Origin of the sequence: Pseudomonas kulmbachensis, assembly GCF_963681935.1 — a bacterium.
Taxonomy (GTDB): Bacteria; Pseudomonadota; Gammaproteobacteria; order Pseudomonadales; family Pseudomonadaceae; genus Aquipseudomonas; species Aquipseudomonas kulmbachensis.
Genome location: NZ_OY817088.1, coordinates 3,919,329 through 3,945,303 on the forward strand (window position 1 = coordinate 3,919,329; position 25,975 = coordinate 3,945,303).

The following is a 25,975-nucleotide window of genomic DNA, read 5'->3' on the forward strand; positions in this document are numbered from 1 at the left end:
TCGCGATGCAGACGACTCGATCTGCCTGACACACCGCAGTGATGCCATCGCGAGCAAGCCCGCTCCCACAAGGTCAGCACCCACAAGTAGATCCACGCAACACCGCTCTAACAACAATAAAAAGGAGATGCGTCATGTCACTCAAGCACTCGAACGTCGCACAGCCATCCTTTGGCCGGGCGGTCACGTCCTATCGCTGGGCACTGATTCTAGTGACCTGCCTGTTCTTTCTCTGGGGTCTGTCCTATGGCTTGCTCGATGTACTGAACAAGCACTTCCAGGAAACCCTGCACGTCAGCAAGGCGCAATCCGGCCTGCTGCAAAGCGCCTACTTCGGCGCCTACTTCCTCATCGCCCTACCCGCCGGTTTGCTGATGGACAAGTACGGCTACAAGGCAGGCATTCTGTTAGGCCTGTGCCTCTACGCCACCGGCGCCCTGCTGTTTATGCCTGCTGCTGCCGCGCAGAGCTTTCAGTTCTTTCTGTTCGCCCTGTTTGTGATCGCTTGCGGCCTGGGTTGCCTGGAAACCGCCGCCAACCCTTACGCCACAGTCTTGGGCGACCCCGCCGGGGCCGAGCGACGCTTGAACCTTGCACAATCGTTCAACGGCCTGGGGCAGTTTTTCGGGCCCTTGATTGGCGGCGCGCTGTTCTTCAGCGGCGCCAACAGCACTGACACCACGCAATCGCTGCAAATGACCTATCTGGTGATTGCCGCCCTGGTGTTGCTGGTGGCCATCCTGATCGCCCGTACCCCGCTGCCCGACCTGCGCGAGCAGGAAGTCCAGGCCCAACAGCACGACCACAAAACCCTGTGGCAGCACCGCGAGTTTGTCACCGGGGTAATCACCCAGTTTTTCTATGTCGGTGCACAGGTCGGCGTAGGCGCGTTTTTCATCAACTACGTCACCGAACACTGGGCACAGATGAGCAGCCAGCAAGCCGCGTATCTGCTCTCGGTGGCGATGCTCAGCTTTATGTTTGGCCGCTTTTTCAGCACCTGGCTGATGGGCCGCGTCAATGCCCAGCTTCTGCTGCTGATTTACGCGCTGATCAACGTGGCACTGAGCGCCGTGGTGGTGCTGGGGGTTGAAGGCCTGTCGGTGGTGGCGCTGGTGGCGATGTTCTTCTTTATGTCGATCATGTTCCCGACCCTGTTTGCCATGGGCGTGAAAAACCTCGGCCCGCATACCAAGCGCGGCAGCTCATTCATGATCATGGCCATTGTCGGCGGCGCGCTGCTGCCCTACGTGATGGGCCTGGTCGCCGACCACTCCTCGACCGCCGTGGCGTACCTGTTGCCGATGGGCTGTTTTGTCATCGTTGCGGCCTATGCCCGTGCTGCCCTGAAAAAAATCTGATTGCTGTACTCCACAAAAAAAACAAACGGAGCACCCCATGTCCAACCCTGTATTGCAACAGGCGCTCAGCAAGATTCGTTGGCGCATCCTGCCCTTTGTCGCCCTGATGTTCGCCATGGCGATCATCGACCGTTCCAACATCGGCTTTGCCAAGCACGCCCTTCAGGCCGACACCGGCCTAAGCAACGCTGCGTTTGCGTTGGGCGCGGGGATTTTCTTTATTGGCTATGCGGTATTTGAAGTACCGAGCAACCTGATGCTGCACAAGGTCGGCGCGCGAATCTGGCTAAGCCGGATCATGGTCACCTGGGGTCTGGTTTCTGCGGCCATGATGTTTGCCCACGACGAAACCAGCTTCTACGTCCTGCGTTTTCTGCTCGGTGTAGCCGAAGCCGGGCTGTCGCCGGGCGTGGTGCTGTACCTGACCTACTGGTTCCCGCAGAACCAGCGCGGCTCGGCCTATGGCATTTACTACTTCGGCGTACCGGTGTCGTTGATGGTAGGTGGCCCAGTGTCGGGCTGGCTGCTGGAAACGGCCCAGTTCGGCCTTGCGGGCTGGCAATGGATGTTCGTCACCGAAGGCCTGGCCGCGTCGATCATCGGCGTATTTGCGTTCTTCTACCTGACCGACAAGCCGCGGGATGCCAAGTGGCTGAACACCGAAGAAAAGGCCGCGATCGAACACGAACTGAACAAAGAGCAACTGCTCAAGGCCAACAAGGGCCCGTCGTCTTGGCGCTCGGCGCTGATCAACCCCAAGGTGCTGTACTTCACCTTTATCTACTTCACGATTCAGGTCAGCGTGTATGGCGTGCTGTTCTACCTGCCGACCCGGATCGCCGAACTGCTGGGCACCGGCATTGGCCTGAAAGTCGGCTTGCTGACCGCCATCCCGTGGATTGCTACCGTTATCATGCTGTACGCCGTAACCCGCTACGCCGACCGCAAAGGCCAGCAAACCCGCTTTGCCGCAGTGATGCTGGCACTGGCCGCGGTGGGCATGGTGGGTTCGACGTTGAGTGGCAGCCTGCCGCTGGTGATCCTGGCGTTCTGCGTCGCGGCAGCCGGGTTTATCACCGTGCAACCGTTGTTCTGGACCTTACCAACGCGCTTTTTGGGTGGTGCGGCAGCGGCCAGCGGGATTGCCGTGATTGGTGCGCTGGGCAACCTCGGTGGGTTCCTCGCGCCGACGGTCAAAACCTGGGCCGAGGGCTACTTCAACAACCCACACGCAGGCATGTACTTTTTGGCCGCGACAGCCTTGCTGGGGGCGTTGATGCTGGTGCGTTCTGCCAGGGCCGGGCGTGAACCGGGGAAACTTGCCGTCTCGGCACCTGCGTCACACTAACGGGCGCTAGCGGTATTAACACGGGCCACAGGTGAGATACATTGGGAAACAGTTGGACGCAAAACAATAGCCCGTAATCTCACAAAGGGTGGCCCGTGAATACCAATCAAAAACTGAGAACTTTCGACCTGATTCGCGAAGCGGTACTGCCCGAGTACCGCGACCGGGTGGACGACTACCTGAGCCTCTACGAGCAGGCCCTGGACAGCGAAAACACCAGCACCGCAGAAGTCCACGCCAGCGCCCATCAACTGCGCGGCTACCTGCGCGGCCTGAACACCACCCGGGTGCTGGGCATGGCCGATTGGGAAGAACTTGACCGGCGGGTTACCGAGTCCTGGTTGTAACAGGCTGCGAGCCACCGCCAATTATTTGTGGGAGCGGGCCTGCTCGCGATGCAGGCACCTCGGTGTTTCAGTTACACCGCAGTGATGCCATCGCGAGCAAGCCCGCTCCCACAGGGTTGCATATATGCAACCGCTCACACAAAAATCGTGCGCCGTGACATATACGGTTAAACCATGGCCGGTGACCCCTGCCTAGCAGTGACTAGCCTTTGAGGTTTATCAACTCATTGAGCTTTGTCATGCTTTCACTTCCAGCATCCCATCGCCTGCGCCGCGGCCGCTACAGCGAGCAAAATCGCATCTATCTCTTGACCACCAACACTCTGGATCGCGAACCCATCTTCCTGAACTGGCGTACAGGACGGCATGTTGTCCAGCAGTTCAGGCAGGCACAAGAACAAGGCTTCGCGGAATCGCTGGCATGGGTGGTGATGCCTGATCACTTTCATTGGCTGCTAAAACTGCAGCATGGCTCGCTTGATGAGTTGATGTGCCGCACCAAATCGTTGAGCACCCGAACCATCAATCAGGTAACCGGACGCACAGGCAGCCGCTGGCAGCAGGGCTACCATGACCATGCTTTACGTCATGACGAAGATCTAAAGCGGGTAGCCCGCTACGTTATCGCCAACCCTTTGCGCGCCGGACTGATCAAACGAATCGGCGATTATCCCTTGTGGGATGCCCAATGGCTTTGATCCATCAAACCATCCAGAAACCTGTGGGAGCGGGCTTGCTCGCGATGGTATCGACGCGGTTGCTCAGATACACCGCGGCGCCTTCATCGCGAGCAAGCCCACTCCCACAAAGACTCAATCACGCTGTTGCAAGTGTCGCCAGTGGCGACAACGGCGCCTGTGGCTCCTTGAGCAACGTAAAGTAAGCCAGGGCCGAGCACGCCGCCACTACCGCGCTGATCACGAATGCAGTGGAGAACGAGCCGCTTTGCTGCACGCTGAAGCCGGTCAGGATCGGCGCAATCGAGCCTGCAAGATAACCGCCAAAGTTCTGGATCGAACCAAAGGACGCGACCCGCTCCGACGGCACGATGGTGTTGACGATCATCCAGGCCGTAGCGCTGGAGATGTTGATAAAGAACATGGTCAGGCACAGCAGGATCACACAGGCCACCACATTGGTGGTGAAGGCCACGATCAGGGTAAACAGCGCCCCGCCGAGCAGGCCCAGTATCACCATCAGTTTGCGGCTGGCCAGTACCCGCATGCCGCGCGCCACCAAGCGGTCGCAGCATTTGCCAGCAACGATGGTGCCCAGGGCGCCGAACAGGTAAGCCAAAGATACCACCCAGGCGGTGCGATACAGGTCCAGGCCATGCTCGCGTTCGAAGTAGCCGGGCAGCCAGGTGAGGTTGAGCCAGATCATGTAGATCACGCCCATAAACCCGAGAAATGCGCCCCAGGTGTTGCGGTCCTTGAACAACGAGGTCCAACGCACTTTCGGCGCCTTGGCCTGTTGTACCGGCACCGGTTCTGCACGGCCGGTCTCGGCCATGTACTGCGCTTTACTTTTGTAGAACTTGAACCAGCACACCGCCAGCAGCAGGCCCAGGATGCCGGTCAGGATAAACATCCCGCGCCAGCCCAGGTGCACCATAAATACCGTCAACAAAGGCGGCGCCAGGCACGGTCCGATGCAGGTCGAGGACCACACCCAGCCGGTGGCCGTACCCCGCTCTTGTGTATCGAACCACTCCGATAACGCCTTGGCCGCCGAAGGGAACACCGGCGCTTCGCCAATCCCCAGCAACACCCGCAGTCCGACCAGATGGCCGTAGCTGCTGAACAAACCGAAGGCCGCCTGCGCGACCGACCACACCACCAGCGAACCGCCCAGCGCCAGCTTGCTACCGAGCTTGTCGATCAATGCGCCGAGGGGGAGTTGCGAAAATGCGTAGGCAATGGAAAAAGCCGAAAGCATCACGCCCATTTGCATCGGGCTGATGGCCAAGTCTTTTTGGATGGTGGTGTTGGCGATGGACAGGGCACTGCGGTCGAGGTAGTTGACCACGCCAATCATAAACAGGAAGAAGATGGTCAGCGTCTTGTAGCTTTTTATTGTTTTCATGCGCGCCTCTAGTGAGCGGTTTTTTATCCTGCAAGGACGCCGCTCACTCTAGTTGCCCACGTTCACACTGCCCAATCACAAGATTCCATCAGTTGATAACTCGTCGTTATCAAGGCGTCTGGCGGGCACCGCGCAGGGCATCCGGGCCACTCAACAGCGCGTCAATAAAGGCTTTCGCAGACCACTGAGGTACTTCATTGCGCCGGATAATCACCCCGTAATCCGCCAGCACCAGCGGAAATGGCAAGGCCAGACGGGTCAAACGCCCGGCCCGGATTTCCGGCTCCACCATCGATTCGGCCAGCATCGCCACCGCTGGGGTGGTTTGCAAAAGTTGCATGGTGGTTTGCAGGGACACGGTTTCCACGGTGTTTTCCGGGGTCTGCATGCCTGCTTCGACAAAGGCTTTCTCTACCCGTGCGCGCATCGGCGTGCCCGTCGGGTAAATCACCCACGGCCAGCTGCCGAGTTCGGCCAGCGGCACTTCACTGGCCCCGGCCAGCGGGTGCTGGCTGCCCGTGACCAGGCACAGCGGCTCCGGCGCCAGCGCCTGGAATTCAAACAACTCACGATGGCGGTCGAGGGTAAACCGCGCCACCACCAGATCCAGCTCCTTGTGTTCAAGCAGAGTCAGCATGTTGGCACTGGTGCCTTCAAGCACTTGCACAGTGAGCAAGGGCCAGTCCTGCTTGACCCGCACAATTGCCGCCGGTACTGCCAGGGCTGTCGCCGCATAGATGGTGCCGACCTTCAGCAAGCCATGCCCGCCCTGGCGCAGATGATTGATCTGGCTGACAAACTGGCCGGTATCGTTCAACGCAATCTGGGCGAACCGGGCCACGTGGCTACCCAGGTCAGTGAGCGTCATGCTGCGCGGCAAACGGGCAAATACATCAAAGCCCAGTTGATGCTCGATTTCGCGCAGCATCTTGCTGACAGCCGGTTGGCTGATGCTCATCTCTTGCGCGGTGGCGTGCATGTTTTGCGTACGCGCCAAGGTGTCGATAAGCACCAAATGGCGAAATCGCAGCCAGTTGCACAGCTGGTTAAACCCGACATCCGCCATCCGATAACCTCCGGTTATTAAGACCTGAGAATATCTCATTGGCGATTATCGCAAAGCAATATTAGTGTGCAGTTGTTGCGCCAAATAATAACAACGGACACTTGTCATGAACCTAGCCAACAAACGCGTTCTGGTCACCGCGGCGGCGCAAGGCATCGGCCGCGCCTCGGTACTGGCCTTTCGGGATGCAGGCGCTCAGGTCATTGCCACCGACCTGCATATCGAAACCTTGCACGACATCCCTGGCATTCAAGCCCTGGCTCTGGACGTGACTCAAGCATCCGCCATTGACGCCATCTGCCAGCAGGTGGGGGCTATTGACGTGCTGTTCAACTGCGCAGGCTACGTGCACAGCGGCGCGCTACTGGAATGCGACGAGCAGGCCTGGCAATTCTCTTTCGACCTTAATGTCACCGCCATGTACCGGATGATCCGCGCGTTCCTGCCCGGCATGCTGGGTAACGGCGGCGGCTCGATCATCAACATGGCGTCGGTGGCGTCCAGCGTCAAAGGCGTGCCCAACCGTTTTGCCTACACCGCCAGCAAGGCTGCGGTGATCGGCCTGACCAAATCAGTGGCCGCCGACTATGTGCGCCAGGGCATTCGCTGCAACGCCATTTGCCCCGGCACCGTGGACTCGCCTTCGCTGCGCCAGCGCATCGCCGAACAGGCCCTTGAACAGGGACGGTCCGAAGCCGAGGTGTATCAGGCCTTCGTAGACCGCCAACCCATGGGCCGCATCGGCAGCGCTGAAGAAATCGCCCAACTGGCGCTGTACCTCGCCAGCGATGCCAGCAGCTACACCACCGGCACTGTCCAGGTAATTGATGGCGGGATGAGTAACTGAAACCGTGGGAGCGAGCCTGCTCGCGATGCAGGCACCTCGGTGTTTCAGTGACACCGCGGTGATGCAATCGCGAGCAGGCTCGCTCCCACCAAGAACATTTTGATAAAGGAGCTTTTATGAAACTGCTGCGCTACGGCGATAAAGGTCAGGAAAAACCCGGTCTGCTGGATGCTCAAGGCAATATCCGCGATCTGTCGGCGCACATCGCCGATGTGGCTGGCACGGCCCTTGATGCCACAAGCCTGGACGCACTAAGCAAAATCGACCCCGCCACCCTGCCGCTAGTCAGCGGTTCGCCACGCATCGGCGCCTGCGTCGGCCAGGTCGGCAAGTTCATCTGCATTGGTCTCAATTACGCCGACCATGCCGCCGAGTCGGGCCTGGCGGTGCCAGCCGAACCGGTAGTGTTCAGCAAATGGACCAGCGCCATCTGCGGCCCCAACGACAACGTGGAAATCCCCCGTGGTTCGACCAAAACCGACTGGGAAGTCGAACTGGGCGTGGTCATCGGCAAGGGCGGACGCAATATCGACGAAAACAACGCTCTGGAGCACGTGGCCGGTTACTGCGTGATCAATGACGTGTCCGAGCGCGAATGGCAACTGGAACGTGGCGGTACCTGGGACAAGGGCAAGGGCTTTGACACCTTCGGCCCCCTCGGCCCGTGGCTGGTGACTCGCGATGAGATCGCCGATCCGCACCAGCTCGACCTTTGGCTTGAGGTCGACGGACAGCGCTACCAGAACGGTAATACCCGCACCATGGTGTTCCAGATCCCGGCCTTGATTGCCTACCTGAGCCGCTGCATGTCGCTGCAACCGGGCGATGTGATTTCCACCGGAACGCCGCCGGGTGTGGGCCTTGGCGTCAAACCGACACCGGTGTACCTGCGCGCAGGCCAGGTCATGCACCTGGGCATCAGCGGCCTTGGCGAACAGCGCCAACTCACCGTTCAAGCCGACTGATACAACGCTCAAACAACTATAAGAAACGGAGCTACACATGCGAATTCTGATCACTGGCGGCACCGGTTTTATCGGCAAGCAACTGGCCCAGCGCCTGCTCGACCTCAACACCCTGACCTTTGAAGGCCAAGCGCCTCGGGCCATTGAACGTATCGTGCTGTTTGACACCTTTGCCGGTGAGGATGTGCCGACTGATCCGCGCATCGAACTGGTAACCGGCGATGTCGCCGACCCCGAAGTCATCGCCCGCGTCACTGATGGCGTGGACCTGGTATGGCACCTGGCGGCGGTGGTCAGCTCAGCTGCCGAGGCGGATTTCGATCTGGGCATGCAGGTCAACCTGCACGGCCTGATGCTGCTGCTCGAAACCCTGCGCAAACAGGGCAACGCGCCGCGCTTTGTGTACGCCAGCGGCTTCGCGGTGTTTGGCGGCACATTGCCGGAAGTAGTCGACGACAACACCGTGCTCACCCCGCAATCGTCCTATGGCATGCAAAAAGCCGTGGGTGAATTGCTGGTGGCCGACTATGCGCGCAAGGGCTTTGTCGATGGCCGGGTGCTGCGCCTGCCAACTGTGGCGGTGCGCCCCGGCAAGCCGAACAAAGCGGCATCGACTTTCTTCAGCTCGATCATCCGCGAACCGCTGGTGGGCCTGCCCGCCGTCTGCCCCGTACGCCCGGACACCCGCGTATACCTCACCTCGCCGCGGCGCATCATTGAATCGATGCTGCTGGGCATGACTCTGTCACCGCAAACCCTGGGCAACGAACGCATCATCCCGCTGCCGGGCGTCACCACCACCGTCGCCGATATGGTGGCGGCGCTGCAACGGGTGGCCGGTGATGAAGTAACCAAACTGATTAACTGGGAGCCGGACGCAACCATCCAGCGCATCGTCGAGAGCTGGCCAAGCAAGGTAGAAGCGCCGCGTGCACGCGCACTGGGCTTTACCGCCGACGCGGATTTCGACGCCATCGTGCGGGCGCATATTGAGGACACCGCCAACTGACACAAGGCGCTCCGTAGCAGCTGACGAGCGGAGCGAGGCTGCGTCCGGCTGCGAAGCAGTCGTGAAATCAGACCCTGCGGTGTGCCAGTCAAAACCGGCTCCCAGGGTTTACGACGTCTACGCCGCCGAACGCAGCCTCGCTCCGCTCGTCAGCTGCTACGAAGGATTCGTTACTCAAGACTCACGTTACTCACAACAATAAAAAATGAGGTCGTGCCACATGACTACTCCACTCCCCGATGTCTCGGACATCGAACAACAGACGATCAAACGCGTTACCCAACGCATGATCCCCTTTCTTGTCCTGCTGTTTGTGGTCGCCTTCCTGGACCGCAACAACGTCGGTTTCGCCGCCCTGCGGATGAACGAAGACATCGGCATCAGCCAGACCATTTATGGCCTGGGCGCAGGTATTTTCTTCCTCGGTTACTTCATGTTCGAAGTGCCAAGCAACATTCTGCTGCACCGCTACGGTGCCCGGGTGTGGATCGCCCGGATCATGGTGACCTGGGGCATCATCGCCGGTGCCATGGGCTTTTTGCAGACACCCATCCACTTCATCTCCCTGCGCGTGTTGCTGGGTATAGCCGAAGCCGGATTCTTCCCGGGGGTGATTTACCTGCTGTCACTGTGGTTCCCGAGCCGTTACCGCGCCCGCATGATCGCCAGCTTTTACCTGGGCGTACCCATCGCGCAAATTATCGGTGCACCGCTGTCAGTGGGCCTGATGGAAATGGGCGATGCCTGGGGCTTTGTCGGCTGGCGCCTGATGTACATCGTCGAAGCTGTACCTGCGGTGATTCTCGGCGTGGTGTGCTTCTTCTACCTCACTGACCACCCGGCCGATGCTCACTGGCTGACCGACAAACAGCGCAACTGGCTGATCAACACCCTGGCCCAGGAAGAGCGCAACAAACCGCTGGTAGTGGGCGTGCAACCGACCAAGGGCCAGATGATCCGCAAGGCACTGTGCAACCGTCAGGTATGGCTGCTGGCAATGGTGTACTTCGGAATTACCTCCGGCTCCAACGCGATGAACTTCTTTATGCCAACGGTTCTGGCATCGTTCCGCGGCACGTTCGGGCTGGAAATCGGCCTGATGCAGAACGGTCTGATCACCGCCATCCCGTACGCCGTCGCCGCAGTGGCAATGATCTGGTGGAGCCGTCGCTCGGACCGCCTGCAAGAACGTCACTGGCATGCGGGCGGTGCAGCCATGCTCGCCGCAATTTCCATTGCCGTGGCGCTGTGGCTCAACCAGCCATGGATCATCGTTATTGGTTTCATCCTGCTGGCCATGGGCGTCTACAGCGCCATCAACGTGTTCTGGGCCGTACCGGGGCAAGTACTGACGGGCGTCGGCGCTGCCGTAGGGATTGGCCTGATCAACTCCATCGGTAATCTCAGCGGCTTTATCGGTCCTTACCTGACCGGCTATCTGTTCACTGTGACCGGCAGCTACACCCCGGGCTTCCTGGTGATTGCTGCATTGGTCGGACTGGGTGGCCTGGGCATGGTGCTGATGCCACGTAACAAGGTGTCGCAGATCGGCGCAACCCAGGCATCCGCTGCCGCCGTTGGAGGTAAAGCATGAGTTTGCCAACCGTAGCCTTTATCGGCACCGGGATCATGGGCCAGCCCATGGCCCGCAACCTGCTGCATGCAGGCTTCCCGGTGCGGGCATGGAACCGCTCGCCCGCCAAGGTGCAGGAACTTGCCGCGCAAGGCGCCGAAGTGTTTCAGACCCCGGCTGAAGCAGCAGACGGCGCCCAGGTGCTGATCTGCATGCTCAGCGATGGCCCGACCTGTGACGAGGTGCTGTTTGGTGAAAACGGCGCCACCCAAGCATTAGCGCCCGGCGCGCTGGTGATTGTAATGAGCTCGATTCCGGTCGACACCGCTGCCGCACAGGCTCATATGTGCGCCGAAAGCGGCCTGCGCTACCTCGACGCTCCGGTGTCGGGGGGCGAACGCGGTGCACGGGAAGCCAGCCTGGCGATCATGGTCGGTGGTGAAACGGCGGCCTTCGAACAGGGCCGCGAGGTCCTGGCCGCCATGGGCCGCCCGGTGCACGTTGGCCCGGCGGGCACCGGCGAGCTGTCCAAGCTGGTCAACCAACTGATCGTCGCCAGCACCATCGCCACCGTCGCCGAAGGCCTGCTGCTGGCCGAGCGCGGCGGCGCGGACCCGACAAAAGTCCACGAAGCGCTGATGGGTGGCTTTGTCGATTCACCGATCTGGCGCCAACACGGCCAACGCATGCTTAACAATGATTTCACTCCCGGCGGGCCTGCCAAATGGCAGCTCAAGGACACCCGTACCGCCCTCGCCCAAGCGCAAAAACTCGGCCTGTCACTGCCGGTTGGCAGTCTGGTCGACAGCCTGTTTGCCGCCATGGTCGAGGCCGGTGACGGCGAACTCGACCACGCCGGGCTGATCCGTCAGTTGCGCCGCAACAACCCTTTGCCCGAATAACTTGCTGGAGCCTGCCATGACCGATTCAACCCCACGCCGCCTGCGCAGCCAGCTGTGGTTCGACGATCCAAGCCACGCCGATCTCACCGCACTGTATGTAGAGCGCTACATGAACCAGGGCCTGACCCGCGCCGAGCTGCAATCGGGGCGGCCGATTATCGGTATCGCCCAGACCGGCAGCGACCTCACGCCTTGCAACCGTCATCACATCGAACTGGCTAAACGGGTCAAGGACGGCATTCGCGACGCGGGCGGCATTCCGATGGAATTTCCGGTGCACCCGATTGCCGAGCAGTCACGCCGTCCGACCGCCGCCCTGGACCGAAATCTAGCCTATCTGGGCCTGGTAGAAGTGCTGCACGGCTACCCGTTGGACGGTGTAGTGCTGACCACGGGTTGTGACAAAACCACCCCGGCCTGCCTGATGGCTGCGGCCACTACCGACTTGCCCTCCATCGTGCTGTCCGGCGGGCCGATGCTCGACGGTTGGCACAAGGGCCAGCGCATCGGCTCGGGCACTGTGTTGTGGCATGCGCGCAACTTGCTCAGTGCCGGCGAGATTGATTACGAAGGGTTTATGACCCTGACCACCGCCTCCTCACCGTCGGTTGGCCACTGCAACACCATGGGCACCGCCCTGTCGATGAACGCCCTGGCCGAAGCACTGGGCATGTCGCTGCCCGGCTGCGCGAGCATCCCGGCGCCGTACCGCGAACGCGGGCAAATGGCCTATGCCACCGGCATGCGGATTGTCGACCTGGTGCGCGAAGACGTACGCCCGTCGCAGATCATGACCCACGCCGCCTTTGAAAACGCCATCGCCGTGGCCTCGGCGCTGGGCGCGTCCACCAACTGCCCGCCACACCTGATTGCCATCGCCCGCCACAGCGGCATCGACCTGTCGCTGGAAGACTGGCAGCGTGTCGGCGAAGACGTACCGTTGCTGGTCAACTGCATGCCGGCCGGTGAATACCTGGGCGAGAGTTTCCACCGTGCCGGTGGCGTACCGGCGGTGATGCATGAACTGGACAAGGTCGGCCGCCTGCACCGCGACTGCCTCACGGTGAGTGGCCGCAGCATGGGTGACGTGGTTGCCGACTGCGTAACCGGCGACCGTGACGTGATCCGCTCCTATGAGGACCCGCTGATGCACCGCGCCGGGTTTATCGTACTCAGCGGCAACTTCTTCGACAGCGCCATCATGAAAATGTCAGTGGTGGGCGAGGCCTTCCGCAAGACCTACCTCAGCGATCCGCTGCAACCCAACAGCTTCGAAGCGCGAGCCATTGTGTTCGAGGGCCCGGAAGACTACACGGCGCGGATCAACGACCCGTCCCTGGACATCGACGAGCGTTGCATTCTGGTGATTCGTGGCTGCGGCACCGTCGGCTTCCCCGGCAGTGGCGAGGTGGTAAACATGGCGCCGCCCTCCAGCATGATCAAGGCCGGGATCGATTCACTGCCGTGCATGGGCGATGGCCGTCAAAGCGGCACTTCAGCCAGCCCGTCGATCCTCAACATGTCACCCGAATCTGCCGTGGGCGGCGGCCTGTCATTGCTGCGCACCGGCGATCGCCTGCGCGTCGACCTCAATGCCCGCAGCGTCAACCTGCTGGTGGACGAAAGCGTACTCAACGAGCGCCGCCAGGAACCGCTGCCACCGCTGGCCCCTTCGCAAACCCCATGGCAGGAACTGTATCGCCAATTGGTTGGCCAATTGTCCACGGGCGGCTGCCTGGAACCGGCAACCCTGTACTGGCGTGTGATCCCGGAAAACGGCCCACCCCGCCACTCCCACTAAACACTATGGACACATGACCTGACTTGTGGGAGCAGGCTTGCTCGCGATGACATCACCTCGGTTTACCTGACAAACCGCAGCGTCCGCATCGCAGGCAAGCCAGCTCCCACAAAACCTGGGCCACCCCAGAGTTGCCCAATGTACTTTTTTCAAGGATCACGCTAATGCAAACTCTGCAATTGACCGTAAAAAACTCCCTGCCGGATGACTGGCAACGCGCAACACTGGTCGGTCGCGCGTGGTTGCCCGGTGAACGTGGTGGCCCAGCCGTTGTGGTGATTCGTGACGGCGAAGTGATCGACTGTACCGCCCACTTCCCTACTTTGAGTTTGCTGCTGGATAGCGAAAACCCGCTGCAAGCCGTGCGCGAAATCCGAGGTACCTCGCTGGGTAAAATTGAGGCATTGCTGGCCAACAGTGGTGAGCAACGCGACCAGGCCAAACCCTACTTGCTCGCCCCTGCGGACCTGCAAGTGATCAAGGCCGCAGGCGTGACCTTTGCCGCCAGCATGATCGAACGGGTGATCGAAGAAAAAGCAGGCGGCGATGCCCTGCGCGCCGAAGAAGTTCGCGCCCTGGTGCAAGAAGTGATCGGCGACAACCTGCGCGATTTACGCCCCGGCTCACCCGAAGCCATGCGCCTCAAGCAGGTGCTGATCGAACAGAACATGTGGTCGCAGTACCTCGAAGTCGGCATCGGCCCGGACGCAGAAATCTTCACCAAAGCGCCGATCCTTGCGGCGGTGGGCAGCGGCAACGCCATCGGCATTCACCCCGGCTCAAGCTGGAACAATCCGGAGCCCGAAGTAGTATTGGCAGTGGACAGCCAAGGCCGCATACACGGCGCAACCCTGGGCAACGACGTCAACCTGCGCGACTTCGAAGGCCGTAGCGCGTTACTGCTGAGCAAGGCCAAGGACAACAACGCATCCTGCGCCCTCGGGCCGTTTATTCGCCTGTTCGACGAACACTTCAACCTCGACCACGTGCGCCACTGCGAAGTGACCTTGCGCGTCGAAGGCACGGACGGCTACGTACTCGACGGCAAAAGCTCGATGAACCAGATCAGCCGCGACCCAGCGGACCTGGCCGAACAGACACTCAACGCCAACCACCAGTACCCGGACGGGTTCGTGCTGTTCCTCGGCACCCTGTTCGCCCCGACTGAAGACCGCGACCAGCCGGGTCAAGGCTTCACCCACAAGGCGGATGATGTGGTGAGCATCTCGTCACCGACACTGGGCGCCTTGCACAACCGCGTCACAGGTAGCGACCAAGCGCCGCAATGGTCGTTTGGAGTTAGCGCATTGATGAAAAACCTGGCGGGCCGGGGGTTACTCGGCCTAGCCTGAAGGGTTGGCTAACAGCAACAAAAAAGGCCCCGCCTGGTAAACAGTGCGGGGCCTTTGCGTATCTGGTGTCCCAGGCGGGGTTCGAACCTGCAACCTTCCCCTTAGGAGGGGGATGCTCTATCCAATTGAGCTACTGAGACAAATGACGGCGAGCATGGTAACGGCCAGGCCTTTATTTGTCATGTCGCGCGTGGGCTTTTTAACGGTAAGACACACTCCCCATAGCCGTGAATGCGGCGTAACCGTCAGACCTGACGCTTTGTATTTCCACGCGCTGCGCACCCGGAAACAGAGTATCCGCAAAGATACTTCAAGCGTGGGAGCGAGCCTGCTCGCGAATGATCTTCGCAATCAGGCTCGCTCCCACAGGGGGGGCTTGAGCTGGAGCAGGGTATTTACTGGTGCTTACAGCCAAAAAAACCGTATACAAAACGTCACATAACGGTGCACTCAAACTCTCCACACAGGTTTTCTGCATCAAAAAGTAACAACCCATTCTTTGGTCACAATCGACCACGCGCCATCTCCCTTTCTATTCGCTGGTTTTTCAGCAGCCAGGTAAAAAATAAAAATTCTTTTATTTTCAGATAGATGAAAAAACATAAAGCAGTCCTTGAACACTTTTACTGATCTCTGTGTTTCTGCTGGCATGAATATCGCTTACACCAACACGGAACTTGTATACAAAATAAACAAAAACTAAGTACATATTGTTTCGTAGCCTGCAGCAAAAAGCAGGCATACCGCGGACTCTCACAACCAGTGATTCCCGCCAGCCGTGACGAAGATTTGTCGAGCCAACGCTCATGAACAGTCATCACGCCGGTAGGCATCAGGAGCTTGCCAGAATGCGTTCAAGACTCGCCGATACCATCGCTCTGGATTTACCTTCACCGGTTTCAACTCCCCTCCCCCACACCGCAGGCCCCACGCCCGCACCACTGGCACTCAGTCCGCGCCTGCATAACAACGACCTTGCCCCGACCAGAACCGAAGGTCGGCGCTGGGGCCGCTACAGTATTTTTGCCCTGTGGACCAACGATGTGCACAACATTGCCAATTACTCGTTTGCCATCGGGCTGTATGCACTTGGGCTGAATGGCTGGCAAATTTTGCTCTCGCTCGGGATCGGCGCAGCGCTGGTGTTCAACTTCATGAACCTCTCGGGTTATATGGGCCAGAGAACCGGAGTGCCGTTTCCGGTTATTAGCCGTATTAGTTTCGGCATTCATGGTGCCCAGATTCCGGCGCTGATACGCGCCGTTATCGCGATAGCCTGGTTCGGGATTCAGACCTATTTGGCCTCTGTGGTCTTGCGTGTGTTGCTGACCGCCATTCATCCCGGTTTCGCTGCCTATGACCACGACTCGATCCTTGGGCTGTCGACCCTGGGCTGGGTATGTTTTGTCGCGATCTGGTTTGTGCAACTGGCGATCCTCGCCTACGGCATGGAAATGGTTCGCCGCTATGAAGCCTTTGCCGGGCCAGTGATTTTAATCACCGTGCTGTGCCTTGCTGCCTGGATGTACTTTCAGGCCAACGGCAGCATTGCCTGGTCGGATCGCGTGCCATTGAGCACCGCAGAGGTGTGGCGCAATGTGTTTGCCGGTGGCGCGCTGTGGCTGGCGATTTACGGCACGATGATCCTTAATTTCAGTGACTTTTCGCGTTCATCGCCGTGCTGCAAAACCATCACGGTCGGAAATTTCTGGGGCCTACCGGTGAATATTCTGGTGTTTGCCGGTATCACCGTCCTGCTCTGCGGCGCTCAGTTTCAAATCAACGGGACAATTATCGAGAGCCCGACGCAGATCATTGCGTCGATCCCCAATACTTTCTTCCTGGTGCTGGGCTGCCTGGCATTTCTGATTGTGACGGTGGCGGTGAATATCATGGCCAACTTCGTCGCGCCAGCTTTCGTACTGAGCAACCTGGCCCCCAAGTACCTGACCTTTCGCCGGGCGGGACTGATCAGCGCAACCATCGCGGTGCTGATCCTGCCGTGGAATCTCTATAACAGCCCGCTGGTTATTGTTTACTTCCTGTCTGGCCTGGGCGCCCTGCTCGGCCCGTTATATGGCGTGATCATGGTCGACTATTGGCTGGTACGAAAAGGCCAGGTGGATGTGCCAGCGTTATATAGCGAAGACCCCACAGGTATTTACTACTACTCCCGTGGCGTGAATTTGCGCGCCGTTGCGGCGTTTATTCCGGCAGCGCTGATCGCAATTATTCTGGCGCTGGTTCCGGGTTTCCACACTGTTTCTCCATTCTCTTGGCTGATTGGTGCCGGTATTGCAGCGATGCTTTATCTGATCATCGCCAAACGCCAAACCCACTACGCCCAAGTCAGCGGCGAATCGATTGCGGTCGATAACGCCAGCCATTGATGCAACGGCGGTCTGCCGCGTGCAGGCCGCCTCCTCCCAGCCACTCCAAGGAGAGTCCATGCGAATCCTCGTGGTTAATGTGAATACGACCGACAGCATCACTCAGGCCATTGCTCGGCAGGCGCAATCCGTAGCCGCGCCGGGCACCGAAATCATTGGGCTGACGCCCAGCTTCGGCGCTGAGTCGGTTGAAGGTAATTTTGAAAGTTATTTGGCCGCAATCGCGGTAATGGACTGCGTCATGGCCTACGATCAGCCCTTCGATGCCGTGATCCAGGCCGGGTATGGCGAGCATGGCCGCGAAGGATTGCAGGAGTTGCTCAACGTGCCCGTGGTGGATATCACTGACGCTGCGGCCAGCACGGCCATGTTTTTGGGGCGCGCCTACTCGGTGGTCACCACACTGGATCGCACCGTGCCACTGATCGAAGACCGCTTGAAACTGTCAGGACTGTGGCAACGCTGCGCTTCGGTACGCGCCAGCGGCCTTGCCGTTCTGGAACTCGAGTCTTCACCGCAAAAAGCTGTTGAAGCCATTGTTCGACAGGCCGAACTGGCGGTCAGCCAAGACCGGGCGGAAGTTATTTGCCTGGGCTGCGGAGGAATGGCCGGACTGGATGAGCAGATTCGTCAGCGCACCGGTGTGCCGGTGGTTGATGGTGTAACGGCAGCGGTGACCATCGCCGAAACGCTGGTTCGCCTGGGGCTGTCGACGTCGAAAGTACGCACCTACGCAACACCCCGCCCCAAGGCGATTACGGGGTGGGCAGCTCGATTCGCACGCTAGACAAGCACGCTGCAGCCGCTATCCGCGGCTGCACAGGGCTGATAATTCCTCGCTTTCTTCCGTGTCATGCAAATTGCACTACAGCAAAAAGCCATCATTGCAAATTGCAATCAGCCCCTCTCCAAGACATACTTCAACCAACTGTTTTATATAGATTTTTACCCATTCTACAGTTGGCATGAAGACTGCTCTAGTAACAGTACTCCGTCCATGCTCTCAGAGATGACCGCCATGAACAGCACACTCTTACTGTTAAATGCCCTTGCGCTGGCCGTGCTGGCAGCGGTGCACTTTCAACCTGAGCCTGCTTCGGCTGAGCAACCCGTTGAAATAGCAGCTGTTTACAGCAAACCACTCAAACCGCTACCCCAGTTGGCGGTGATGAATGCGGCCACCAGCGTAGCTCCTCATTTGGCGACCAATGATCGCCCCACCCGCGAAGCAGCCGAAGTTGAACGCTGGTTTTTTTGATGAGCGCACTGAGAACGGGTGAATAATCAAGTTTGACCCACAATTGCGCCAAGGCTACTAACCTGCAAGGGCACAACCCTTCTGGATAAGCGCTAAATCTGTACGCTATGAATACCAGCTCATGTTTTTGATAATCACTGCTGGCATAACGCCTGTATCCGGGTCAATATTTGTCACAGAATTGACGCCGGGGAAATGGCAGATTTAAGGCATGATGCGCGCCTCTTCGCAATTCAGGTTGAACATTTGGCCACCAGGACGGTCTTAAATACATCCTGCGGCCAATTCCCGAGAACCGCTCCCCTGAACTAACCGGTTAACTATAATGCGCCCATTGAAACAGGCTATTTACTCCAGCCGTACGGCTGACAAGTTCGTCGTACGCCTGCCAGACGGAATGCGCGAGCGCATCGCCGAAGTGGCTCGCAACCATCACCGCAGCATGAACTCAGAAATCATTGCTCGTCTTGAGCAAAGCCTTATTCAGGAAGGTGTACTGGGTGACGAACTCAGCATGCGCCTGGACAGCCCAGAACTTTCCCTGCATGAACGTGAGCTGCTGCAACGCTTTCGACAACTGTCACATCGCCAGCAAAACGCCCTGGTTTCACTGATTGCTCACGACGCTGAAGCGGCATCCGAGTAATCCTGATTTAAATCAGGCACAAAAAAGCCAGCATCGCGCTGGCTTTTTTTATGGGCGCTGTTCACGCCCGCTACAAAAACGGCCTGATCAGACAGTGTCCGATCAGGCCGCAGACCATCAAAGCAGGAAGATGGTTGCCAGCCCCAGAAAGATGAAGAACCCGCCACTGTCGGTCATGGCGGTAATCATCACACTCGCGCCCATGGCCGGGTCACGCCCCATCTTGGCCAACGTCATGGGGATCAATACTCCCATCAGCGCTGCAAGTAGCAGGTTGAGTGTCATGGCCGCGGTCATCACCACGCCCAGCGACCAACTGCCATACAGCAGGTACGCAACAACGCCGATTACCCCGCCCCACACCAGGCCATTGATCAGGCCCACGGCCAGCTCCTTGCGCATCAGACGCGAGGTGCTGCCGGTGTTGACCTGATCGAGCGCCATCGCTCGTACGATCATGGTGATGGTCTGGTTGCCAGAGTTACCGCCAATGCCGGCCACGATAGGCATCAGCGCTGCCAGTGCCACCAGTTTTTCAATCGAGCCTTCAAACAGGCCGATCACCCGCGAAGCAATAAACGCCGTGACCAGATTGACTGCCAGCCAGGCCCAGCGGTTACGCAGGGACTTCCAGACCGAGGCAAAAATATCTTCCTCTTCGCGCAGACCGGCCATGTTGAGAACTTCGGTTTCGCTCTCCTCACGGATCAGGTCGACCATTTCATCGATGGTCAGACGGCCAATCAGCTTGCCGTTCTTGTCGACTACAGGCGCAGAGATCAAGTCATAACGCTCGAACGCCTGAGCGGCATCGTAGGCATCTTCGTCCGGATGGAAACTCACCGGATCGCTGGCCATTACCTCGGACACTTGCTTTTCAGGGTCGTTGACCAATAAACGCTTGATCGGCAACACGCCCTTGAGCGCACCGTCGTAATCGACCACGAACAATTTATCGGTATGCCCAGGCAGCTCTTTGAGGCGACGCAGGTAACGCAGTACGACTTCAAGGCTGACATCCTCACGGATCGTCACCATCTCGAAGTCCATCAGGGCGCCGACTTGATCCTCGTTATAGGACAGTGCGGAGCGAACGCGCTCACGCTGCTGACCATCAAGGGTCTCCATCAACTCATGGACGACGTCTCGCGGCAGCTCAGGGGCCAGGTCAGCGAGTTCGTCGGCATCCATCTCCTTGGCGGCTGCCAGAAGCTCGTGATCGTCCATGTCGGCGATCAGGGTTTCACGTACCGAGTCGGATACTTCAAGCAGGATGTCGCCATCGCGATCAGCCTTGACCAACTGCCAGACCGTCAAACGGTCGTTCAGCGGCAACGCTTCGAGGATGTAGGCAACGTCTGCGGAGTGCAGGTCTTCCAGCTTGCGCTGGAGCTCAACAAGGTTTTGCCGATGGACCAGGTTTTCAACCCGATCATGGTTATGGCCTTCCTGACGATGAGTCAGGTCTTCGACCACACGCTGGCGATTAAGCAGCTCAATAACTTGAGCGAGGCGGCTTTGCAGGCTGTCTTGCGTTTTCTTTACTTCAACTTCGGTCATAGGCGAACTCCACTCCCAGCAGCAGGGCACGCCGGAAGGATCAATCAGTCAATTCATGATTGGAAAAACGGGATGCTGAGTTTCTACTGGGTAAGTCCATGGAAGTATTCCACAAGCCCCGGCGGGGCTGACGGGCGCAATCATACACGGCTTAAAAATTTATGACGCAAAAATCTTGGACTTAACAAAAGCTTGCGAGGCGCCGTCGAACGGCGCCTGCACGATGATTGTGCGACGCAGGTTAAAACGCATAGGACACAAGCCGAAGATGAAATCTCAGCGTGTACAAGGGTCAGCATAAACTGGGGAGAAGTCTGGCGAATGACAGTAATGTTCAAATCGCAGATAGCAAAAAGCCTGCACACTGTGCAGGCTTTTTGGTGTTTGGTGCACTCGACAGGATTCGAACCTGTGACCGCTCGGTTCGTAGCCGAGTACTCTATCCAGCTGAGCTACGAGTGCAAGTTGTGTTTGTTAGACCAGACCACCCTGGTTGAAGCAAAGTTAACCGCCGAAGCAACTAACTCTTAAATGGTGCACTCGACAGGATTCGAACCTGTGACCGCTCGGTTCGTAGCCGAGTACTCTATCCAGCTGAGCTACGAGTGCAAGTTGTGTTTGTTAGACCAGACCACCGCTGGTTGAAGCCAAGTTAACCGCCAAAGCCATTAACTCTTAAATGGTGCACTCGACAGGATTCGAACCTGTGACCGCTCGGTTCGTAGCCGAGTACTCTATCCAGCTGAGCTACGAGTGCATTTGAAGCTGCGTATTATAGACCGTTGAATCTCTCTGACAAGCTTTTTTTTCAGTAATTTCAACAACTTACCGAACTGTCTAGATTCGAACGTGCTACATGAATAATGGCGGAGAAGGGGGGATTCGAACCCCCGACACCCTTTTGAGATGTACTCCCTTAGCAGGGGAGCGCCTTCGGCCACTCGGCCACCTCTCCGCAACACGGGGCGTATAATAACCAGCCTTTTCCCCGCATGCAACTAAAAACTTAAATAAAATTAAAGACTTGGTTCTTCGTCCTTTTCTTTCTTGATCCGCAGGTAGATCTCCTCACGGTGCACAGCAACTTCCTTGGGAGCATTCACACCAATGCGCACTTGGTTGCCTTTGACACCGAGCACGGTCACAGTAATTTCGCCATCGCCTATGATCAGGCTTTCCGCACAACGGCGAGTCAGAATCAGCATACGTTTCTCCTCACACTTTTCATTTCAGGGACAACAGTCTGCAAAAAAAAAGAGCCCGGGCCTACTAGCCGAACAGCTATAGCACCCTGTGCTCCTAAGTATTGACCAACATGACAAAACAGGTGGGCCTGGTTCATGCCTGCCAAAAAAACAAAGGGCGCGGATTAACCGCGCCCTCCTGGAAACGTTTTACTCACCCTGTCGGGCTGGCGCGTCCAGGTCAAAAGCGGTGTGCAGGGAACGCACGGCCAGCTCCAGGTACTTCTCTTCAATCACCACCGACACTTTGATCTCGGAGGTCGAGATCATCAGGATGTTGATGTTCTCTTTGGCCAGTGCTTCAAACATGCAGCTGGCAACGCCCGCATGAGAACGCATGCCTACGCCGACAATCGAAACCTTGGCAATGTTGGTATCACCCACCACTTCACGGGCGCCGATCTCGCGCGCCGTGTTTTCCAGCACGGTTTGTGCGGCGTTGTAGTCATTGCGGTGCACAGTGAAGGTGAAGTCGGTGGTGTTATCGTGCGCGACGTTCTGCACGATCATGTCGACTTCGATATTGGCCGCGCTGATCGGGCCCAGAATCTTGAACGCCACGCCCGGGGTGTCTGGCACGCCACGGATGGTCAGCTTGGCTTCGTCGCGATTGAACGCGATACCAGAAATGATCGGCTGTTCCATGGATTCCTCTTCATCAATAGTAATGAGGGTGCCTGGACCCTCCTTGAAGCTGTGCAAAACGCGCAGCGGAACGTTGTACTTGCCTGCGAACTCGACTGCGCGGATCTGCAACACCTTGGAGCCCAGGCTGGCCATTTCCAGCATTTCTTCGAAGGTGATCTTTTCCAGACGCTGAGCTTTGGCCACAACCCGCGGGTCTGTGGTGTAAACCCCGTCTACATCGGTATAGATCTGGCATTCATCAGCCTTCAGGGCCGCCGCCAGTGCCACACCGGTGGTGTCAGAGCCGCCACGACCCAACGTGGTTATGTTGCCGTGCTCATCGACGCCCTGGAAACCTGCAACCACAACCACACGCCCGGCCCCAAGGTCGGCGCGAATCTTCTGATCGTCAATTTTCAGGATGCGGGCTTTGGTGTGCGAGCTGTCCGTAAGGATGCGCACCTGGCTGCCGGTATAGGACACCGCAGGTACACCGCGCTTGTTCAGCGCCATCGCCAGCAGACCAATAGTCACCTGCTCGCCCGTGGATACAATTACATCCAGCTCGCGAGGTGACGGGTGATCGCTGATTTGCTTGGCCAGTTCGATCAGGCGATTGGTTTCGCCGCTCATTGCAGAGAGCACGATCACCAGATCATTACCGGCTTCGCGGAACTTCTTAACTTTATCGGCGACCTGCTCGATTCTCTCGACAGTGCCGACCGAGGTGCCTCCAAACTTCTGTACGATCAAAGCCATTTCAAAGCAGCCTCAGCCCATAAAGGGCGCCCATTTATCATTCAAACGACGCGCCATCACTAGACGATGGCGCGTACTGGACCTCAGATACCCTGTTCGACAAATGGCACAGTCAGGGCCAACGCAGCGTCCAGGGCTGCAGCATCAACACCGCCGCCTTGCGCCATGTCCGGACGACCACCGCCCTTCCCGCCCACTGCCGCAGCGGCCTGCTTCATCAAATCACCGGCTTTGAGTTGGCCAGTCAGGTCTTTGGTTACGCCTGCAACCAGTACAACCTTGTCTTCATGAACACTGCCGAGCAGGATCACCGCACGGCCGAGCTTGTTCTTCAGCTGATCTACCAGCGCCAGCAGCGCCTTGCCATCTTGACCATCCAGGCGGGCGGTCAACACTTTCACGCCTTTTACGTCCACTGCCGACGATGACAGGTCATCGCCCGCAGCGCTTGCAGCTTTGGCCTGCAATTGTTCCAGTTGTTTTTCCAGCTGGCGATTACGTTCAAGCACCGCCGACAGTTTGTCGACCAGGTTTTCACGCGAGCCCTTGACCAGGCTTGCGGCTTCCTTGAGCTGCTCTTCGGCGGCGTTCAGGTAAGCCAGTGCGGCCGCGCCTGTAACAGCCTCGATCCGACGAATACCGGAGGCTACACCGCCCTCACTGATGATTTTCATCAGGCCGATATCGCCAGTACGGTTAGCGTGAATACCGCCACACAATTCAACCGAGAAATCGCCGCCCATGCTCAGTACGCGCACGTTGTCGCCGTACTTCTCGCCAAACAGCGCCATGGCGCCTTTTTGCTTGGCGGTTTCGATGTCGGTTTCTTCAGTCTCGACCGGGGTGTTCTTACGAATCTCGGCGTTGACGATATCTTCCAGCGCCTTGATCTGCTCAGGCTTGATCGACTCGAAGTGGCTGAAGTCAAAGCGCATGCGCTGACTGTCGACCAACGAACCTTTCTGCTGAACGTGCTCGCCCAGCACCTGGCGCAAGGCCGCGTGCAGCAAGTGAGTCGCCGAGTGGTTCAGCGCGGTGGCGTGACGTACATCGGCATCTACCTTGGCTTCAACGGATTCGCCTGTTTTCAGGCCGCCCGCTGCAACCACGCCGTGGTGCAGGAACGCGCCGCCGGTTTTAGTGGTGTCGCGCACGTCAAAACGCGCTGCGCCAGCTTGCAGGTAACCGCAATCGCCTACCTGGCCGCCCGACTCGGCGTAGAACGGGGTCTGATCAAGAATGACCACGCCGTCATCGCCTTCGCTCAAGCTGGCAACCGACTGACCGTCTTTGTAGAGAGCAACGACTTTGGCCGGGGCCTGGGTCGCGCTGTAACCGATAAACTCGGTCGGCACATCGACTTTAACCAGAGTGTTGTAGTCCAGGCCGAACGCGCTGGCCGAACGCGCACGCACACGCTGGGCTTCCATCTCGCGCTCGAAGCCTTCCTCGTCCACGGTCAGGTTGCGCTCACGGGCGATGTCGGCCGTCAGGTCCATCGGGAAACCATAGGTGTCGTAGAGCTTGAACACTACGTCGCCCGGCACCACGGTGCCCTTGAGTTCAGCCAGATCCAGCTCAAGGATTTTCAGGCCCTGCTCCAGGGTCTTGGAGAACTGCTCTTCTTCGGCTTTAAGCACGCGCTCGATGTTGGCTTGCTCGCGAACCAGCTCCGGGAAGCCTTCGCCCATCTCGGCAACCAGTGCCGCGACGATCTTGTAGAAGAAGCTGCCGGTTGCGCCCAGCTTGTTGCCGTGACGGCAGGCGCGACGAATGATGCGGCGCAATACATAGCCGCGACCTTCATTGGAAGGCAATACGCCATCGGCAATCAGGAAGCTGCACGAACGGATGTGGTCGGCTACAACCTTGAGCGATGCCTGGCCTTCGTTGGCACAGCCGATGGCTTGCGCCGCGCCATTGAGCAGGCTCTGGAACAGATCGATGTCGTAGTTGGAGTTGACGTGCTGCATCACCGCACTGATCCGCTCCAGGCCCATGCCGGTATCTACCGACGGCGCTGGCAACGGATGCAACACGCCATCGGCGGTGCGGTTGAACTGCATGAACACGTTGTTCCAGATTTCGATGTAACGGTCACCGTCTTCATCTGGCGAGCCCGGCGGGCCGCCCCAGATTTCAGGACCGTGATCGTAAAAAATCTCGGTGCAAGGGCCGCACGGGCCGGTATCGCCCATGGTCCAGAAGTTGTCCGATGCGTACGGCGCGCCTTTGTTGTCGCCAATACGGATCATGCGCTCGGCAGGGACACCGACTTCTTTGGTCCAGATGTCATACGCTTCGTCATCGCTGGCGTAAACGGTTACCCAGAGCTTGTCTTTAGGCAGCTTGAGAACGCCGGTCAGGAAAGTCCAAGCGAAGTTGATCGCGTCTTTCTTGAAATAATCGCCGAAGCTGAAGTTACCGAGCATTTCAAAGAAGGTGTGGTGACGTGCGGTGTAGCCGACGTTTTCCAGGTCGCTGTTCTTGCCGCCGGCTCGCACGCACTTCTGGCTGCTGGTCGCTCGGGTGTAAGCACGTTTTTCTTGACCCAGGAAACAGTCCTTGAACTGGTTCATCCCCGCGTTGGTGAACAGCAGGGTTGGGTCGTTATTCGGGACCAAGGAGCTGGAAGGGACACGGGTGTGACCTTGCTCCTCGAAGAAGCGAAGGAAGGCTTCACGGATTTCTGCGCTTTTCATAGGTTCTTCCACGGAGGCTGCGGCCAGAGGCAAGTGAATCACGTCAATCGACAGTGCGACTCGCAAAGGGCCGCATTATATCGGCCCTTCGCCTCGGGTACAGCGTGTTTATACGATAGCGACAAGCAATTGG

Annotated in this window: 22 protein-coding genes and 5 tRNA genes; 15 read left to right on the forward strand and 12 right to left on the reverse strand. The window is 58.4% G+C overall.

Features of this window, described 5'->3' with window-relative positions; genetic code table 11:
- The first annotated feature begins 134 nt into the window (after nucleotides 1-134).
- From fucP to U5A05_RS18165, 4 genes are all read left to right on the forward strand, one after another.
- Nucleotides 135-1,361 carry an L-fucose:H+ symporter permease gene (gene fucP / locus U5A05_RS18150; RefSeq protein WP_261739278.1) on the forward strand — a complete coding sequence of 409 codons (1,227 nt, stop codon included), beginning with the start codon at nucleotides 135-137 and terminating at the stop codon, nucleotides 1,359-1,361.
- 37 nt (nucleotides 1,362-1,398) lie between these two features.
- Entirely contained in the window at nucleotides 1,399-2,709 is a 1,311-nt protein-coding gene (locus tag U5A05_RS18155; protein WP_321834234.1) for an MFS transporter, read from the forward strand.
- 95 nt (nucleotides 2,710-2,804) lie between these two features.
- Nucleotides 2,805-3,056, forward strand: coding sequence for a hypothetical protein (locus tag U5A05_RS18160; RefSeq protein ID WP_261739280.1), 252 nt, complete (start codon nucleotides 2,805-2,807; stop codon nucleotides 3,054-3,056).
- 239 nt (nucleotides 3,057-3,295) lie between these two features.
- Nucleotides 3,296-3,754, forward strand: a complete 459-nt coding sequence (locus U5A05_RS18165) for an REP-associated tyrosine transposase (protein ID WP_321834235.1) — start codon at nucleotides 3,296-3,298, stop codon at nucleotides 3,752-3,754.
- Between the two features lie 118 nt (nucleotides 3,755-3,872).
- Here U5A05_RS18165 and U5A05_RS18170 read toward each other — a convergent pair whose 3' ends face one another.
- Both U5A05_RS18170 and U5A05_RS18175 read right to left on the reverse strand, forming a co-directional pair.
- Nucleotides 3,873-5,141, reverse strand: coding sequence for an MFS transporter (locus U5A05_RS18170; RefSeq protein WP_261739282.1), 1,269 nt, complete (start codon nucleotides 5,139-5,141; stop codon nucleotides 3,873-3,875).
- A gap of 109 nt (nucleotides 5,142-5,250) precedes the next feature.
- Complete coding sequence (locus tag U5A05_RS18175; protein ID WP_261739283.1) at nucleotides 5,251-6,207, reverse strand: LysR family transcriptional regulator; 957 nt, start codon at nucleotides 6,205-6,207, stop codon at nucleotides 5,251-5,253.
- 106 nt (nucleotides 6,208-6,313) lie between these two features.
- On the opposite strand from U5A05_RS18175, the gene U5A05_RS18180 reads away from it, so the two are divergent.
- The 7 genes from U5A05_RS18180 to U5A05_RS18210 all read left to right on the forward strand — a co-directional run bounded on the left by U5A05_RS18180 (nucleotide 6,314) and on the right by U5A05_RS18210 (nucleotide 14,656).
- Complete coding sequence (locus tag U5A05_RS18180) at nucleotides 6,314-7,054, forward strand: SDR family oxidoreductase (RefSeq protein ID WP_321834236.1); 741 nt, start codon at nucleotides 6,314-6,316, stop codon at nucleotides 7,052-7,054.
- A gap of 116 nt (nucleotides 7,055-7,170) precedes the next feature.
- Nucleotides 7,171-8,019: an ureidoglycolate lyase gene (locus U5A05_RS18185; RefSeq protein WP_321834237.1), complete on the forward strand. Its 849-nt coding sequence runs from the start codon at nucleotides 7,171-7,173 to the stop codon at nucleotides 8,017-8,019.
- A gap of 37 nt (nucleotides 8,020-8,056) precedes the next feature.
- Nucleotides 8,057-9,028 (forward strand): D-erythronate dehydrogenase, encoded by a 972-nt coding sequence (denD, locus tag U5A05_RS18190; protein WP_261739286.1) that lies wholly within the window; start codon nucleotides 8,057-8,059, stop codon nucleotides 9,026-9,028.
- Between the two features lie 220 nt (nucleotides 9,029-9,248).
- Nucleotides 9,249-10,622, forward strand: coding sequence for an MFS transporter (locus U5A05_RS18195; RefSeq protein ID WP_261739287.1), 1,374 nt, complete (start codon nucleotides 9,249-9,251; stop codon nucleotides 10,620-10,622).
- Nucleotides 10,619-11,503 carry an NAD(P)-dependent oxidoreductase gene (locus U5A05_RS18200; protein WP_261739288.1) on the forward strand — a complete coding sequence of 295 codons (885 nt, stop codon included), beginning with the start codon at nucleotides 10,619-10,621 and terminating at the stop codon, nucleotides 11,501-11,503. The genes U5A05_RS18195 and U5A05_RS18200 overlap by 4 nt, the downstream gene beginning before the upstream one ends.
- Before the next feature lie 16 nt (nucleotides 11,504-11,519).
- Nucleotides 11,520-13,304, forward strand: a complete 1,785-nt coding sequence (locus U5A05_RS18205) for an IlvD/Edd family dehydratase (RefSeq protein ID WP_261739289.1) — start codon at nucleotides 11,520-11,522, stop codon at nucleotides 13,302-13,304.
- 164 nt (nucleotides 13,305-13,468) lie between these two features.
- Entirely contained in the window at nucleotides 13,469-14,656 is a 1,188-nt protein-coding gene (locus U5A05_RS18210) for a fumarylacetoacetate hydrolase family protein (RefSeq protein WP_321834238.1), read from the forward strand.
- A 63-nt stretch (nucleotides 14,657-14,719) separates the two neighbouring features.
- Here the strand turns inward: U5A05_RS18210 and U5A05_RS18215 are convergent.
- Nucleotides 14,720-14,796 (reverse strand) — tRNA-Arg (locus U5A05_RS18215).
- 337 nt (nucleotides 14,797-15,133) lie between these two features.
- A complete protein-coding gene (locus U5A05_RS18220; RefSeq protein ID WP_321834239.1) occupies nucleotides 15,134-15,259 on the reverse strand; it encodes a hypothetical protein in 126 nt (41 codons plus the stop codon).
- A gap of 245 nt (nucleotides 15,260-15,504) precedes the next feature.
- Between U5A05_RS18220 and U5A05_RS18225 the strand changes: the two genes are divergently transcribed.
- The 4 genes from U5A05_RS18225 (at nucleotide 15,505) to U5A05_RS18240 (ending at nucleotide 18,950) form a co-directional block, all read left to right on the forward strand.
- Complete coding sequence (locus U5A05_RS18225) at nucleotides 15,505-17,046, forward strand: NCS1 family nucleobase:cation symporter-1 (protein WP_321834240.1); 1,542 nt, start codon at nucleotides 15,505-15,507, stop codon at nucleotides 17,044-17,046.
- 58 nt (nucleotides 17,047-17,104) lie between these two features.
- Complete coding sequence (locus tag U5A05_RS18230) at nucleotides 17,105-17,833, forward strand: aspartate/glutamate racemase family protein (RefSeq protein WP_261739303.1); 729 nt, start codon at nucleotides 17,105-17,107, stop codon at nucleotides 17,831-17,833.
- 66 nt (nucleotides 17,834-17,899) lie between these two features.
- Nucleotides 17,900-18,304, forward strand: a complete 405-nt coding sequence (locus tag U5A05_RS18235; RefSeq protein ID WP_321834241.1) for a hypothetical protein — start codon at nucleotides 17,900-17,902, stop codon at nucleotides 18,302-18,304.
- A gap of 325 nt (nucleotides 18,305-18,629) precedes the next feature.
- On the forward strand, nucleotides 18,630-18,950 hold the full coding sequence (locus U5A05_RS18240) for an Arc family DNA-binding protein (RefSeq protein WP_019823397.1): 321 nt from the start codon (nucleotides 18,630-18,632) through the stop codon (nucleotides 18,948-18,950).
- Nucleotides 18,951-19,067: 117 nt separating this feature from the next.
- On the opposite strand, the gene mgtE is transcribed toward U5A05_RS18240, so the two are convergent.
- The 8 genes from mgtE to alaS all read right to left on the reverse strand — a co-directional run bounded on the left by mgtE (nucleotide 19,068) and on the right by alaS (nucleotide 25,842).
- Entirely contained in the window at nucleotides 19,068-20,510 is a 1,443-nt protein-coding gene (gene mgtE, locus U5A05_RS18245) for a magnesium transporter (RefSeq protein ID WP_261739306.1), read from the reverse strand.
- A 385-nt stretch (nucleotides 20,511-20,895) separates the two neighbouring features.
- A tRNA-Arg gene (locus U5A05_RS18250) sits at nucleotides 20,896-20,972 on the reverse strand.
- Nucleotides 20,973-21,042: 70 nt separating this feature from the next.
- Nucleotides 21,043-21,119 (reverse strand) — tRNA-Arg (locus U5A05_RS18255).
- Nucleotides 21,120-21,190: 71 nt separating this feature from the next.
- Nucleotides 21,191-21,267: transfer RNA gene (locus U5A05_RS18260), tRNA-Arg, on the reverse strand.
- A 107-nt stretch (nucleotides 21,268-21,374) separates the two neighbouring features.
- Nucleotides 21,375-21,465: transfer RNA gene (locus tag U5A05_RS18265), tRNA-Ser, on the reverse strand.
- Between the two features lie 61 nt (nucleotides 21,466-21,526).
- Nucleotides 21,527-21,715, reverse strand: coding sequence for a carbon storage regulator CsrA (csrA, locus tag U5A05_RS18270; RefSeq protein WP_003175645.1), 189 nt, complete (start codon nucleotides 21,713-21,715; stop codon nucleotides 21,527-21,529).
- Between the two features lie 189 nt (nucleotides 21,716-21,904).
- Complete coding sequence (locus U5A05_RS18275; protein ID WP_261739307.1) at nucleotides 21,905-23,140, reverse strand: aspartate kinase; 1,236 nt, start codon at nucleotides 23,138-23,140, stop codon at nucleotides 21,905-21,907.
- Nucleotides 23,141-23,223: 83 nt separating this feature from the next.
- Nucleotides 23,224-25,842, reverse strand: a complete 2,619-nt coding sequence (gene alaS / locus U5A05_RS18280) for an alanine--tRNA ligase (protein ID WP_261739308.1) — start codon at nucleotides 25,840-25,842, stop codon at nucleotides 23,224-23,226.
- Nucleotides 25,843-25,975 lie beyond the last annotated feature (133 nt).

Excerpts from the sequence above, each read along its gene's own strand:
- fucP (WP_261739278.1), top strand. The coding sequence starts at position 135 with ATGTCACTCAAGCACTCGAACGTCGCACAGCCATCCTTTGGCCGGGCG.
- U5A05_RS18155 (WP_321834234.1), top strand. The coding sequence starts at position 1,399 with ATGTCCAACCCTGTATTGCAACAGGCGCTCAGCAAGATTCGTTGGCGC.
- U5A05_RS18165 (WP_321834235.1), top strand. The coding sequence starts at position 3,296 with ATGCTTTCACTTCCAGCATCCCATCGCCTGCGCCGCGGCCGCTACAGC.
- U5A05_RS18170 (WP_261739282.1), bottom strand. The coding sequence starts at position 5,141 with ATGAAAACAATAAAAAGCTACAAGACGCTGACCATCTTCTTCCTGTTT.
- U5A05_RS18175 (WP_261739283.1), bottom strand. The coding sequence starts at position 6,207 with ATGGCGGATGTCGGGTTTAACCAGCTGTGCAACTGGCTGCGATTTCGC.
- U5A05_RS18180 (WP_321834236.1), top strand. The coding sequence starts at position 6,314 with ATGAACCTAGCCAACAAACGCGTTCTGGTCACCGCGGCGGCGCAAGGC.
- U5A05_RS18185 (WP_321834237.1), top strand. The coding sequence starts at position 7,171 with ATGAAACTGCTGCGCTACGGCGATAAAGGTCAGGAAAAACCCGGTCTG.
- denD (WP_261739286.1), top strand. The coding sequence starts at position 8,057 with ATGCGAATTCTGATCACTGGCGGCACCGGTTTTATCGGCAAGCAACTG.
- U5A05_RS18195 (WP_261739287.1), top strand. The coding sequence starts at position 9,249 with ATGACTACTCCACTCCCCGATGTCTCGGACATCGAACAACAGACGATC.
- U5A05_RS18200 (WP_261739288.1), top strand. The coding sequence starts at position 10,619 with ATGAGTTTGCCAACCGTAGCCTTTATCGGCACCGGGATCATGGGCCAG.
- U5A05_RS18205 (WP_261739289.1), top strand. The coding sequence starts at position 11,520 with ATGACCGATTCAACCCCACGCCGCCTGCGCAGCCAGCTGTGGTTCGAC.
- U5A05_RS18210 (WP_321834238.1), top strand. The coding sequence starts at position 13,469 with ATGCAAACTCTGCAATTGACCGTAAAAAACTCCCTGCCGGATGACTGG.
- U5A05_RS18220 (WP_321834239.1), bottom strand. The coding sequence starts at position 15,259 with ATGTTTTTTCATCTATCTGAAAATAAAAGAATTTTTATTTTTTACCTG.
- U5A05_RS18225 (WP_321834240.1), top strand. The coding sequence starts at position 15,505 with ATGCGTTCAAGACTCGCCGATACCATCGCTCTGGATTTACCTTCACCG.
- U5A05_RS18230 (WP_261739303.1), top strand. The coding sequence starts at position 17,105 with ATGCGAATCCTCGTGGTTAATGTGAATACGACCGACAGCATCACTCAG.
- U5A05_RS18235 (WP_321834241.1), top strand. The coding sequence starts at position 17,900 with ATGCAAATTGCACTACAGCAAAAAGCCATCATTGCAAATTGCAATCAG.
- U5A05_RS18240 (WP_019823397.1), top strand. The coding sequence starts at position 18,630 with ATGCGCCCATTGAAACAGGCTATTTACTCCAGCCGTACGGCTGACAAG.
- mgtE (WP_261739306.1), bottom strand. The coding sequence starts at position 20,510 with ATGACCGAAGTTGAAGTAAAGAAAACGCAAGACAGCCTGCAAAGCCGC.
- csrA (WP_003175645.1), bottom strand. The coding sequence starts at position 21,715 with ATGCTGATTCTGACTCGCCGTTGTGCGGAAAGCCTGATCATAGGCGAT.
- U5A05_RS18275 (WP_261739307.1), bottom strand. The coding sequence starts at position 23,140 with ATGGCTTTGATCGTACAGAAGTTTGGAGGCACCTCGGTCGGCACTGTC.
- alaS (WP_261739308.1), bottom strand. The coding sequence starts at position 25,842 with ATGAAAAGCGCAGAAATCCGTGAAGCCTTCCTTCGCTTCTTCGAGGAG.